This window comes from Butyrivibrio fibrisolvens, from assembly GCF_037113525.1.
In the GTDB taxonomy this organism is placed as follows: domain Bacteria; phylum Bacillota; class Clostridia; order Lachnospirales; family Lachnospiraceae; genus Butyrivibrio; species Butyrivibrio fibrisolvens.
This window is the reverse complement of sequence record NZ_CP146963.1, coordinates 464,058-477,206: the sequence shown is the minus strand read 5'-3', so window position 1 is coordinate 477,206 and position 13,149 is coordinate 464,058. Positions and strand designations below refer to the sequence as shown.

The 13,149-nt window shown below is 37.5% G+C and carries 14 protein-coding genes; 2 read left to right on the top strand and 12 right to left on the bottom strand.

Annotated features, from left to right (window positions below):
- Window positions 1-31 precede the first annotated feature (31 nt).
- The 9 genes from WAA20_RS01930 to WAA20_RS01890 all read right to left on the bottom strand — a co-directional run bounded on the left by WAA20_RS01930 (window position 32) and on the right by WAA20_RS01890 (window position 7,144).
- A complete protein-coding gene (locus WAA20_RS01930) occupies window positions 32-1,102 on the bottom strand; it encodes an NAD(P)-dependent oxidoreductase (protein ID WP_073387435.1) in 1,071 nt (356 codons plus the stop codon).
- A gap of 82 nt (window positions 1,103-1,184) precedes the next feature.
- Window positions 1,185-1,898 (bottom strand): IspD/TarI family cytidylyltransferase, encoded by a 714-nt coding sequence (locus WAA20_RS01925; protein ID WP_073387437.1) that lies wholly within the window; start codon window positions 1,896-1,898, stop codon window positions 1,185-1,187.
- A 45-nt stretch (window positions 1,899-1,943) separates the two neighbouring features.
- On the bottom strand, window positions 1,944-2,528 hold the full coding sequence (locus WAA20_RS01920) for a VanZ family protein (RefSeq protein WP_073387438.1): 585 nt from the start codon (window positions 2,526-2,528) through the stop codon (window positions 1,944-1,946).
- 122 nt (window positions 2,529-2,650) lie between these two features.
- The gene (locus WAA20_RS01915; RefSeq protein WP_073387440.1) at window positions 2,651-3,406 is read right to left on the bottom strand and encodes an amino acid ABC transporter ATP-binding protein; all 756 of its coding nucleotides are present in this window, start codon (window positions 3,404-3,406) and stop codon (window positions 2,651-2,653) included.
- A complete protein-coding gene (locus tag WAA20_RS01910; RefSeq protein WP_073387441.1) occupies window positions 3,403-4,080 on the bottom strand; it encodes an amino acid ABC transporter permease in 678 nt (225 codons plus the stop codon). Before WAA20_RS01910 ends, WAA20_RS01915 begins: the two co-directional genes overlap by 4 nt.
- On the bottom strand, window positions 4,061-4,720 hold the full coding sequence (locus WAA20_RS01905) for an amino acid ABC transporter permease (protein WP_073387443.1): 660 nt from the start codon (window positions 4,718-4,720) through the stop codon (window positions 4,061-4,063). Before WAA20_RS01905 ends, WAA20_RS01910 begins: the two co-directional genes overlap by 20 nt.
- A gap of 72 nt (window positions 4,721-4,792) precedes the next feature.
- Complete coding sequence (locus WAA20_RS01900; protein ID WP_073387444.1) at window positions 4,793-5,701, bottom strand: transporter substrate-binding domain-containing protein; 909 nt, start codon at window positions 5,699-5,701, stop codon at window positions 4,793-4,795.
- Between the two features lie 146 nt (window positions 5,702-5,847).
- On the bottom strand, window positions 5,848-6,486 hold the full coding sequence (locus WAA20_RS01895) for a helix-turn-helix transcriptional regulator (RefSeq protein WP_073387446.1): 639 nt from the start codon (window positions 6,484-6,486) through the stop codon (window positions 5,848-5,850).
- Window positions 6,487-6,490: 4 nt separating this feature from the next.
- Window positions 6,491-7,144: a DUF3990 domain-containing protein gene (locus tag WAA20_RS01890; RefSeq protein ID WP_073387447.1), complete on the bottom strand. Its 654-nt coding sequence runs from the start codon at window positions 7,142-7,144 to the stop codon at window positions 6,491-6,493.
- 241 nt (window positions 7,145-7,385) lie between these two features.
- Here WAA20_RS01890 and WAA20_RS01885 point away from each other — a divergent pair, with 241 nt between their 5' ends.
- Together WAA20_RS01885 and WAA20_RS01880 are read left to right on the top strand one after the other, a co-directional pair.
- The gene (locus WAA20_RS01885) at window positions 7,386-8,714 is read left to right on the top strand and encodes an AAA family ATPase (protein WP_073387449.1); all 1,329 of its coding nucleotides are present in this window, start codon (window positions 7,386-7,388) and stop codon (window positions 8,712-8,714) included.
- Between the two features lie 58 nt (window positions 8,715-8,772).
- Window positions 8,773-9,168, top strand: a complete 396-nt coding sequence (locus WAA20_RS01880; protein ID WP_073387450.1) for a hypothetical protein — start codon at window positions 8,773-8,775, stop codon at window positions 9,166-9,168.
- 40 nt (window positions 9,169-9,208) lie between these two features.
- Here WAA20_RS01880 and WAA20_RS01875 read toward each other — a convergent pair whose 3' ends face one another.
- The 3 genes from WAA20_RS01875 to WAA20_RS01865 form a co-directional block, all read right to left on the bottom strand.
- A complete protein-coding gene (locus WAA20_RS01875) occupies window positions 9,209-10,921 on the bottom strand; it encodes a hypothetical protein (RefSeq protein WP_073387452.1) in 1,713 nt (570 codons plus the stop codon).
- Between the two features lie 365 nt (window positions 10,922-11,286).
- Window positions 11,287-11,826 (bottom strand): Fic family protein, encoded by a 540-nt coding sequence (locus tag WAA20_RS01870; protein WP_073387453.1) that lies wholly within the window; start codon window positions 11,824-11,826, stop codon window positions 11,287-11,289.
- Between the two features lie 105 nt (window positions 11,827-11,931).
- Complete coding sequence (locus WAA20_RS01865; protein WP_073387455.1) at window positions 11,932-13,086, bottom strand: Coenzyme F420 hydrogenase/dehydrogenase, beta subunit C-terminal domain; 1,155 nt, start codon at window positions 13,084-13,086, stop codon at window positions 11,932-11,934.
- Between the last annotated feature and the right edge of the window lie 63 nt (window positions 13,087-13,149).

Below are 13,149 nucleotides of genomic sequence, written 5' to 3'. Positions count from 1 at the left end.
TTTTTGAATCAGTGATTTTGAAAATGTATTCTTAACTTTGCATTGCTTCTTTTAGAATCCGGATCGTATGTCCTGCGCCTTCACCTGCATCAAATAATCCCTTCCAGCCAAGTGAAAGAAGTTTATCCGAATCAAGGCTTGAATCAGGCATTGGATTATCACCCGCACGATTCTTTTTATCATCAATACTTATAGATAAATTTACACCAGCTGCGTCTGCAAATTGGCTCATCATACCATAAATCGATAAAACGCTTTCGGGATTCGAAATATTGTACGCATTCCCGCTCATACCCTTATCAAGTATAGTCAGCATCGCCGACGCACAATCAAGCATATAACAGTATGACCTTCGTTGCAAGCCCGGACTGTTCATATTTAGATCATGTCCCTTGGCTGCTTCTAACGCGAAGGCCGATGCTATATGATCATCATCTGTTCTGGCTGTAGGACCGTAAACGTGACCGGGCCTTGCTATAAGTGCCCTGACATTTTTTTCTTTGGAAAAACAGGCGCATAGCGTCTCGCAGCTTCTTTTGCCACAAGCATAGGATGATCTTGGACTTAGTATATCGATCCAGCCATAATCATCTTCTTTAAAAGGTCCGCCCTCAGGCCTTGTTCCATATACTTCGGAGGATGAGATATACAAAAGGCCCTTTATGTGTGCGCTATCAGCGTATTGCAAAAGGTCCTTCAATAAAGCCACGTTAGTATATAGAGACGTAAGTGGGTATGAATTGATATCCCCCGGTGAAGATGGTCCTATACCATCTATTATATACGATATTTCGTTAGGCAGTTTACTTATTAAATCTCCCTGCTTATCGCTGTCGTATTCTAAAACTTTCAGGTACTCTGAATCTGCGTACCTTGAAAATCTGCTCTTTATTTTGGCACTATCACGTCCTGCAAGGTATATATGAATACCTGCATCTGCTTTTTCATTATATCTAAATAATATATCAGCGATAGCTGAACATATAAGGCCTCTGGCGCCTATTATAAGAACTGAACTTCCGCGCATATCATTCAGGATGTCCAGATTCTCTATCACGTAGTCCAGATCTGATATGTATAGGTTACTTTGGTAGAGATTCATCAATGCATTTTCCTCTGCTTATTCCACCTAACTCTTTTGCAGGAATTACTTTCAATAAATATGTATTATTCAAACTGATACTTTAATTCTTAAGCCATTCAGATCTTCTTGCGGAAAGAAGGGCTTTAAAAATATCTATATCTTCGATAGTAGTAAGCTTTACATTTTTTTCAGAACCTATGGAAAAATGCACCTGCTGCCCCATTTCGATCATAAGTGTGCATGAGGCTATAGAATTAGTAATACCCCTTTCAAGTGCTCTTCTGTGAAGATCGCATATATCGCCAAGTTTAAATCCCTGCGGAGTCTGAGTCCTCTTAAGACCATCTCTAGGATAAGTTCCTGATGATACTTTCTCATCATCTGTTGTCAGCATGGCTTCTGCACAGGGGATTACTGCTATGGCATTGCCGCACTTTTTTGTAACCCTTATACAGTCTGATATTATCTCTGCAGATACAAGAGGACGTATAGCATCGTGGATCAAAACTATATCATCAGCGCTGTGACTTTTTTCAAGTTCGTATACACCGTTTCTTATAGATGCCTGGCCGCAATCTCCGCCGGGGATGACCGTTTTAAGCTTAGTTATATTAAACTGCCTTGCATAGGCCATAAGGACCTGATCCCAGCCATCGATGCAGACAACTGCGATCTCGTCTATCTCAGGATGCTGTTCAAAAGCTTCCAATGTATATACTATTACCGGTTTATCATTAATAGAAAGGAACTGCTTGGGAATATCCTGATGCATCCTCTCTCCGCTTCCTCCGGCTATTATAAGGGCTATTGTCATTTGATTATCTCCCATCATGACTAAACTTTACCAATACTATTATTATTAAAAATCACCTTTTGAATCATCTACTACATTATTTTTCGCTCCAGCTATTTTGGCTGTCACTAGCGAAGCGAGTGCAGCTCCCAGCAAGCCTCCAAAGGTGTTGCACAGAAAATCATCTATCTCGCATTCACCAACATTTAAAGCCAACTGCATACATTCTATTGTCAGTGAGAAAAAGACCATTATCAGTGTGATTATAACGATTCTTACAGGAATTTTAACCGACCTCATAATGATACCAAGTATAAACGCCGGAATCATAAGCATGACAACATTTTCAATAGCAAGCCACAAAAGCTGTGTTCTGCCTGTTCTTCTGAGAACAATAAGCCAATAAAAAGGTTGGGTCATTATTCTTCTACCACTTTCTCTGTAACCACGCATAAGGATCGTGAGTGAATAAACTATAAACATAAATCCAAAGAAAAGCGCTACAAGAATCCTGTCATGGAGCTTACGCCCGGGCATAAGAAGTATTAATACAAGAAAAAATATGGCCATGGTAAGGATCGCAATGTATCCCGAACTGACCATATAAGAAAAATTGAAGTGATTTTGGATGTCACTAAAAATGTAGTCCATGTAAAGGATTCTCCTTAAAGCCAGATTTCATAAATATTTTAACATAAAAAAAGACCTCCCTGTATTGATATATACCCAGAATCCTAGATACATATCATATAGACAGAAAGGTTCCTTTCTTCTTATATATAGAGTGCACTATCGTACTCAAATGTTCTCAGAAATTTCTTAGCACGTTCTGTTTTAGGTTCTTTAAAAAATCCCTTTACATCCTCGGCCTCTTCGACGATCTCCCCGTTATCGAAGAAAAGGATCCTGTCTGCAACTGCCTCTGCAAAGCTCATTTCATGAGTTACTATAAGCATTGTAGAACCTGACTTTGCAAGCTTAAGCATTGTTTCAAGAACTTCGTGAACCATCTCAGGATCAAGAGCTGCTGTAACTTCATCAAAAAGTAGGATCTCCGGATGCATAAGAAGTGCTCTTACTATTGCAACACGCTGCTTCTGTCCGCCTGATAGTTGGCGCGGGAAGTAGTCTTTTTTGTCCAATAATCCGACTCTGTCTAAAAGCTCTGTTGCCTCGCGGATAACTTCTTCCTTTTTTCTCTTCTGAACCTTGGTAGGAGCAAGGATCAGGTTATCAATTACGGACAGGTGCGGGAATAGTTCATAGGACTGGAACACCATGCCAATCTTCTGACGAAGCTTCGTGATCTCTTTTTTGCCGGATTCTACAGGAAGTCCGTCTACTGTGATGACTCCGCCCTGAATCTCTTCAAGACCGTTAAGGCAGCGAAGGAAGGTACTTTTACCGCATCCGCTGGGGCCTATGATAACAACAACTTCGCCCTTTTCTACCGAAAGATTTATATCTTTTAGTACAACATTTTTGCCAAACTCTTTATGTAAATTCTTGACCTTTAATAATTCGCTCACAGAGCCCACCTCTTCTCTAAATAAACTGACAGTCTGCTGATAGGCCAGCAAACAAGGAAATACAGGAGGAATACAACTGCAAATACTCCAAATGCCGCATTTGGTGATGCCTTCCTGTTGGCCTCGATTATCTGTTGGGCAACCTTTAATACCTCTACTATTCCAATCATCATCACAAGAGAAGTTGTCTTGATCATTCTTGTAATAAGATTTATGGAAAGAGGAATCAGCCTTCTGATCGTCTGAGGGAGTATTACATACCTGTATGTTTGAATCTTGTTCATACCAAGTGCAAAAGATGATTCGAATTGTATCTTACTTATACTTTTGATAGACCCTCGTACGAGATCTCCCATCTCAGCAGTTCCCCAGAAGCAGAATACGAAAATGGCTGACGTTTCTGCAGACAAGTCCCATCCAAAGACTCTGGTGGTTCCAAAATAAACGATGAACAAAAGAACCATCTGTGGCATGATCCTGACTATCTCAAGATAAACTTTTAAAACTACGCGAAGAACAGGATTTTTAAAAGTCATCAAAATTCCAACTAATAGACCAAGCAGTATGCTGATCACAACTGATATAAGGCTGATCCTGGCTGATACCCACAAACCCTGGAGAAGGCGAAGGAAGTTGGTTCCTTTAAATAAAACATCAATCCCCAAATCCTGCATAACGAAGCCTCCTTTCCAAAATAGAACCCAGAATGGATACCGGAAGCAGCATTATCAGATAAAAGACTACCAGAAGGAATAAACATTCTATAGTTTTAGCATACATTCCGATCAGGTCCTTGGCTGTAAACATCAGGTCCATAAGGCTTATGGTTGAAAAAACTGATGTCTCTTTTAACAGGAATATGACATTTGCAAGAAGTCCGGGAACGCTGATAGATACTGCCTGAGGCAGAATGACATAGATAAATGTCTGTTCCTTTGTCATACCAAGACTAAGAGCACTCTCTGTCTGAATAACAGCGATCGACTCGAGGCCACTTCTAAAGCTTTCTATCATATATGCGCCGCCCAAAAGTCCAAGACCAAGCACGCCGCAGGTCTGGGCTGTGATCTTTATACCTATCTTGGGGAGAGCAAAATACAAAAAGAAAAGCTGTACCAAGAGAGGTGTATTTCTAAAAAGCTCGATATATATTCCTGTTATGGTCTTTAAGATCCTTACCTTAAAATGTAAGATAGCAGCGCCCGCAAGGCCTATCAAAAGGCTCAAGGCGATGCCCTGCCATCCTATCTTAAGAGTAAGGGCAAGCGCATCCTTATATAAAGGAAGATAGCTTTCTATAACCGCATAGTCCATTACTCAGTTTCCTTTGTGGTTTTGTTTATCTTTTTTCTAATGAAAGAATTATTGCTTTTTTCGTAGTACCGATCAGTTCTTTGAAGGCTCAATTACAAGTGTATCTTCGTAATCTGCGCCGTAGGTCTCAAGAAGAGTAGCCTCATATCCTGCATGGAAGAAGTTCTCACTGCCAAGTGCTACAAGCTCGTCGTTAAGCCATGCAAGGAGAGTTTCATTGCCCTTAGTAACAGCAGGTGCGATAGTATCCTGATCACCAAGTGAAGGAATACCTACAACATATCCTTCATTCTCAAGAGAAAAAGCTATAACCTCTGTATTATCATTAGCCCACGCAACACCGGTGCCATTCTCAAATGCTGTCTTAGCTTCTGCATATGCATCATACTTCTGAAGCTTAATATCAGGATAGTTCTTGGTAAGATAGGTCTCTGCTGTGGTTCCGGAGATAACGATAACCTGATCATCAGCGCCTATACTATCAAGACTGTCTACTACAGCTCCCTCAGGTGATACAACACCAAGAGCTACATTCATGTACGGAAGAGCAAAATCAACTTCCTGTGCCCTCTCCTCAGTAACTGTGAAGTTCGCAAGGATTATATCAACCTTACCAGTCTGAAGATATTCAATTCTGTTGGCTGCTTCTGTAGATACATAGTTGATCTCAACTCCAAGATCCTGACCAAGTCTCTCAGCAAGATATACATCATAACCTGCATAGTCACCATTTTCATCAACATATCCAAATGGGCTCTTGTCTGAGAATACTCCGATGTTGATAACACCGCTCTCCTTGATCTCATCAAGTGTTCTAAAACCCTGTGATGAACTTTCTGAATTATCTGTATCTGATGAAGCTGCATTATTAGCTGTATTACTACCTGCAGCGCTTGTAGATGAGCAAGCTGTAAGTCCTGTCATTGCAAGTGCGCTCACAAGAGCAAGTCCAGTTACTTTGTTAAATAGATTCTTCTTCATAATATTTGTCCTCCTTTTATTAACGGCTGTTTTATAGCCTTTTGATATTTAAACTATATTTCCTATCGGCTTAGTAGGATATTATCACAAAAAAGAAATCAGGTCAACAACCTGATTTCGATTTTTTTAAAATGTTTTTGTAAAGGTTACATCTCGCACAAATCTTTCACATCACATTTCAAAACTCTGCTAAGGGCTAAAACAGTTGCAACGGACGCCTTATTTATATCCTTTGCTCCTATCTCATACTGCTGCAGAGTCCTTAGATTAACTCCGGATTCACTTGCAAGCTGGCTTTGAGACATCCCAAGAAGCTTTCTATATGCCTGAATCCGTCTGACCGAAGCCATATTTTTAGCCTTTTCGTTTATATATTCAACAACTTTTTCCTCATCCATTTCATGATAGGGATGATATTTCATTCGCAGCTGCGCAGGCGTAATGATCCTTTGGATTTCTCTAAAAGATTTCCCTGATTCCCATTGATAATATGCTAGCACCCATCCTGTCCAGTACTCCTTTGTTGGTTCTGAATACGACAGATCTATTTTTTTCAGACTATCATCTCCGTATATCTTTGAAACAACACATTCTACCAGCTCTGTGCCAGACTTACCAGCAACATATCTTGGATTTCCCACTTCAAACTGAGCCGCTATACCTGAATTAATAAACAGATGCATGAAAAAATCGATCTCAAATCCGTAATCATTCACCGCCACATCAAATGCATCTGCCAGATTCATCATCGCATCACTTAGATACAGTTGATCATATGCATGCATAAATCTATTTCTCCCTTCTCATCAGATCTACCAGATATACGCCATCTCTATCAATAGTATTTGAAATATTATAAAAACTATCCCTAGCACTTTTATCTCTGGACATTTTCTTGGGATAATAAGAGGCATTATCAACCTGAATAGCCTCAATAAACTTTAATTTAGAAAAAGCTTTTTTACTCTTAATAAAGTATTGTGTTCCAAGTTCGCCAAGGCACATTGCTTTTTCTAACTGAGCGATACTGATAGTATTTGAGATGAATGCTCTGGCAAAAGAAAAATAAGAATCATCTGCCCTATATCCCAATATAAGATCATAATCTTCTAAATCCACATGATAATGGTTCTTTAAATAATCAAGACCATCTTGAGCAATAGGACTATTAATATTAACGTTACGATGCTCCAACAATACAGTCAGCCAATGCAAAATAGAATAATCCTTACTGTTAAGATCCAGAATCCTAAGTCCATCAATATCTATTTCATAAGAATTGACAAAACCAGGCCTTTCATCATCTACAGCCCATTCTTTGGCAAGTTCTAAATGCTTTGTGCAATAAAAGCCCTGTCCGTAATCATTGCTTATCTTCCCACCTGTTAAAACGGGCTTTTTAATAATTTTCTCTGAACCGTGATATAAAATGATCTTTTCCATAAGCATCTCCTATACTTCTCTGGAAGTATAATTATATTATAACTCTGTAGAAGTATAGTTGCTACATTTTTTTTGCAAAAGTGGCATTTTGAGTTGTTTTCGCGTTGCAAAAGTGGCATTTTATATGTGTTTTTCATTGAAAATGTGGCATTTTTCTTTGAAATTCTTATGCAAAAATGGCATTTTGTGTTAAAATCAAAATAAAGAACAACATCTATTTACCAGAGCATGAGGTCAAAAAATGATTACGAGAAAAGTAGAAAATTCAATCAATAACTGGATAAAAAATTCATCAAAAGCCATGCTCGTAAGTGGTGCCCGGCAGGTTGGAAAAACTTACACCATTAGACAATGCTTGAAGAATTCAAATTATCTTGAAATAAATCTAATTCAACAACCAGAGTTGAAGCCTCTCCTGGAAAAAGCCATGAGCGTTGATGATTTAATTGTTAATCTCTCCGCTTTAACGGACTATAACTTTATCCCCAATGAAACTATATTATTCATTGATGAAGTTCAGGAAATTGCTGATATCGTTACCAGAATAAAATTTTGGGTAGACGATGGCCGATTTAAATATATTTTAAGTGGCTCACTACTGGGGATAGAATTAAAAAATCTAAGATCTGCACCAGTTGGATATTTAGAAGAAATCCAAATGTACCCTCTGGATTTTGAAGAGTTCCTTTTGGCATCAGGTGTTACAGAACAAACAATTGGATATCTAAAAAAATGCTTTAATGAGAAAACACCCATCGGAGACATTATCAATAACAAAATGGCGGAACATTTCAGAAGATATCTTGTTGTAGGCGGAATGCCTGATGCTGTCAAAGAATATACAGAAACTGGAAATATCGGTAATGTAAATGCCATCCAACACAATATAATCGAATTATATAAGCAAGACTTTACAAAATATGAGAACAAAGAAAAGAAATTAAAACTTATTTCCATTTACGATTTGATGCCGTCCGAATTATTGAAACAAAATAGAAGATTTAACTACTCTGATCTACAAAAAGGTCTTAAGTTTGAGCGCGTTGAAAGCAGCTTTCTTTGGCTTAATGCGGCAGGCGTTGTTATTTCCACTTATAATGCAACTGAGCCAAGGCTTTCTCTAAATCAAAATAAAAAAAGTTCTTTTGTTAAACTCTATTCTTCGGATATTGGATTACTAACATGCCAATACGGAAGAGCAATGAAAGCAAGCATCCTGGCAAATGATAACAAAGTTAATCTTGGAGGAATATACGAAAATGCTGTAGCCCAAGAACTTCATGCTCACGGATTCCAAAGCTATTACTATAATAGTCACAGCATAGGAGAACTTGATTTTATTATTGAAGAAGATTTTCATGTTGTGCCAATCGAGGTAAAAAGCGGTAAAGATTATACCGTTCACTCAGCTATAAATAAAGTTGTTTCAAACAAAGAATATGATGTAGATCATGCCTATGTATTTGCCAACTGCGATGTTAGTGTTAATGGCAAATTTATTTACATGCCAATTTACATGGTTGCATTCATAAACGATAATACAATGCTACCTATTTTAGAGAAGATATAACCCAAAGCTTCACATAACTGTTATCACGTAAATAACACCACATCACCCCATGAATACTATGAAAATATTTGAAATCATTGATGACGATAACAACTTATCTATTGGCACGCTATTATATTATAAAAAAGCCAAAGACTTCTATATTGAACTCGTGGAAACCCTCGATGAATGGACTGCTCCTCTCCTTCTGACAGCATATGTAAAACACGGAATTTATACTATCCCTCGTGATATTAGTAAATTATGGGTATGCGAAAGAATCATTCCAAGCAACAGACAAAATATCGGTTCAATCTTAACTACCCATAAACTCAAAGCCTATGATGAAATGAAGTTCCTTGAATTATCTGAAGGCCGCTGCAGCCAGGACAGCTTGTATATCAAAAAAATAGATTCGCTTCCTGAATACGTACACAATAGAAATCTCCAGAACCTTACTGATTTATACTTATGACATTCTTATTTGACGCGCGTCAAATAGCTTTATCTTGTAACTATTCTATAACAAAGTATTCTCCATCAGTTTTAATAGTGATCGTATCTCCAACATTTACAAGCAACATATCGATAACATCTACATATAACGCTTTATAAATTTTGTTATTCTCATCAACAATGTAAATATAAGTGTTACCGCTCTCTACAATAGTTTCTATTTTTATAATAGTAATCTGCTTCGTTGGGGCATCAGACAAATCCTTAGAAATCGGTTTTGTCTCTGGTATTGCTGTACTCGCTGTGTTCTCTGTATTTGCTTCTTCTACAGATAGTGTCCCATTAAGAAGTGCCTTATAGTTAGCAATACAATCCTCCTGAGTTGTAGCTGTAGCAACCAGATTGTACTGCTCAACATTTACTGCTGCATACATTTTTACTAAGCCGGCATTATCTTTTAGCACCATTATATAGGTTGGATTATTATCAACCAGAATAAGTGATGGAAATGATGCAACATACCCCTTTTCCTGAACCTCACCCTCAGCTGCTGCCATAGCTGAAAATTCATCAGCGCCTGTACATGGTATAAATAGTGTTTCTTCTGTTCGTTCATTTGAAAGAATGAAACCTATGTTAGAACTGTCTGAATTTACAGAAGTAACACCTGTATATATCCAGATATCTCCATCTTTGGCCACATACCCATAGTCAGAAACACTATCTGAATCTGAAGATTCTGTAATCTTCTTACATCCAACCTGCCCAAACTTTGAATTCCAATAACCGCCATTAAGCTGAGCATAATAATTGTACTGCTTACAGATTAGATCTCCTTTGAATACCACATCTACCCATGTAGGAATTTCATCAAGACTAAGCTTTTGGGTTTCACCATTAAACGGATTAACCAGTATACAGCCAGTCACCTGTTTACCATCGAATAATCCAAATTGCTGCTCGTATACTGAATACACGTACCAGGGTGTTCCCTCTTCATCTATTTCAAAATGGCCATTAGAAAATATGGTAGTAGGATACGTAAATCTTACGTGGCGTTTTAAATTCTGACTAAAGCAAGCTGATGGAACATACTTCATTCCTTCATCCAATGCCACATATTCCGCATCCATATTGACTGGATCAACAGTAACATATCCAGGAATACCTGTATCTTTGTTTTTCAGCCACTTAAAAAAGTCCGCATATTTTAAAGGTGCAGTTTTGATTGGGCAGCCCTGAAAATCTATCTGGGTATAACCTGCCACATCATACTGGCTGACAACATTTGATAATGCACCAATTTCTCTATCACCAAGTTTGGTTGCTGACTTAGTATCCATCAAAGCAATGGAACTTGTTCCTTCCGCAGAAGGTATTTCTGATACATCAGCCTCAGTTACAGTTATAAGCTCACTATATTTCTTGGAATGAAAGATTTCGCCTTCAGCAAAGAAAGACAAAATAAACATCGAAGCAAATATCCCAAGAGCAACTCTAAATCCAATACTTTTGAACATATATTTAATCAGAGTCATACTTTGATTATCTTTACTGGAGCCAGTTGAAATCACTCGAAGAGATCTTTCTTTTGGGCGTCTTCCCTGCTCTTTTGAAATTCCAAACATCTCAATAGTTCCGTAAAACATGGCTACTGAGATTGCAAAAAACCACAGCCCCTCACTATGAATGTTCAGAGCCGGGGTGGTCTTGTAATACCACAGCGGAATAAAAAACATTGTAGCTATGCCGCTTTTAATATGCTTATTCATACAAATAATACCTCCATATCAATGTCCTAGAATGGATGACAGTTTATGATCAAATGTCATCCAGTAAAGACACTTTGATATAGTAACATATTTTTTAGCCGTTTTTCCTATACAAGTTTTGGGGAATGAAGTAGAAGATTTTTGCAGTGCAGTTTTTGTTTACAACTTCACTCTATTTTTTATAATTTAGGTACAAAGACATTTGTTAGAATTCAAATATATATTCACAATACCTGGTGTCGTAAATAATTACGAAAGAGAGTTAATATGCGAACAATTCCAAGATTTATCTGCATTTTATTATGCCTGCCACTCTTATTGAATGGATGCTCATTAATTCATGATCCCGAGTCCCAAATCATGAATTATCTGGAAGAGAAATATAACAAGGAATTCATCAAGGTAGAACCAACATCGACAGATTCTATCTTAGCTTCAGACAGTTCCTTGCATATAAAATCTATCTCTTCCTCAACATCTTCAGGCGGAACACCGACTGATAATCCTACGCGGTAATAGTTCTTCTTGTATTCGCCTGGTCTCTCGCCCTTGGATATTCTAACTTCATCGTAGCATCCATGGGTAAGCTTCTCGTGTATCTGACAGATCAATTCTCCTGTTAACGGTTCTTTGTTAATGACTTTTTCTTTCAAGAAATCGTAGCAGACCTTTTGGTTATATGTTTCTAAAAGAGGTTTCAGATCTCCTGTATATTCAGTCACCTTTCCAGTTTCAAATATCTCTCTGGTGTGAGAAATTGAAACTCCGGCAGCTTCTATTTTGTTAGAATTGTATGCAAAGATAATCTTAAAATCTGAAAGCACTGATTCAAGATTAGTAATTGAACATATTTTTTTGTCACGCCATAATATAACAGCATCGGTGAAAGTAATATTATCTGACATAATAGTCTCAAAATCAGCTCATTATTATTCCACTGCAAATATCATAACTATTCTCTCAAAATAGCCACTGTACCATATAATAATCCATCCAGAATTTCGCTGAATCTAGTTACCTCTAATTGCAAACACTGCTTTTATTTCATTCTTTATCATTCTTAACTTCATACTCGATCGAATAGCTGACCCAAATGATTTACCTCGCGAGATATTCATAAGGAATCGTTTTCTTTCAGATGGCACAGGTGTAGGTGTATGAAGCCTTTGTTCCCTATTATATTCTTCACTAATAGGTCTTTCATCCAAAAAAATATATCCCTCTCTCTTCATTTCATTTAATACATCAAATGCTTTCTTGCTGTTAACCAAAACACACGAAATTTTCTGCTTCTCGTACAAAAACTCTCTTTCTGTTCCAACACCAGTAAAATCTCCGAGTGTTATATCACCCGTTCTATTCTCCTGAGCATAAAAACAATTGTAACAATTATTTCTATATGCTACTCCGCGATGATAAGCTATCTGATATTCATCAGTTCTATTTACTGGTGCGGCAAAGAAAATGTCTTCATCGTCTCCCAAAGTAAGAACAAAATTTTGCGTCCCAAAACGATAATCTCTAAATGCAATATGGCTAGCTTTTTTTTTCGTCTTCTTTTCTTTGGATCGGACATAGTCTTTAAGCCACTGTGCCTGTATAACACCATGACAAATCAAGTCAACACATAAAAGATTTTCAGTATTAATACCTTTTATTTGAAGATACTTTCTTAACCCAGAAACTTGACATGGAAGTCCAACAAATAGCACTTCGTTCTTCTCTTTAAGAACCCTCTCTATTTGTGTAAAAGTGTCCCCCATATCTGAATAAACATATTTCGAATTTTGAAAAAATGAATAGCCGGTATTTCTCAGTGAGATTTTTGCAGAAAATTGCTCATCCATTTCGCACCCAGCAATCCAGCATCCTTTATTTAAATAATACTTATATAATTCTGCAGCAATTCCTCCCGATGCAGACTTTTTTCTCACATCATTGTTCATAGACCATCCAGCATAACAAATTTTCGTTTTTTGCATTTCTGGCCATTCATTCACTGGACATGTTTTATAGCACATCCCACAATCAATGCATTTTTCTGAAGAAACTATTGCTATCTTTCCATCTAAAGGATTATCCTCAAAAGCCACAGCATTAACAGGGCAAATATTCACGCACGCTCCACAACCTGTGCAATTATTTTTTTCACACACGCTTTGCATTTTCTTCACCTTTTACAGTCAGAAATAATTGCATAACAAACCTTACTAAATATACACACTTAT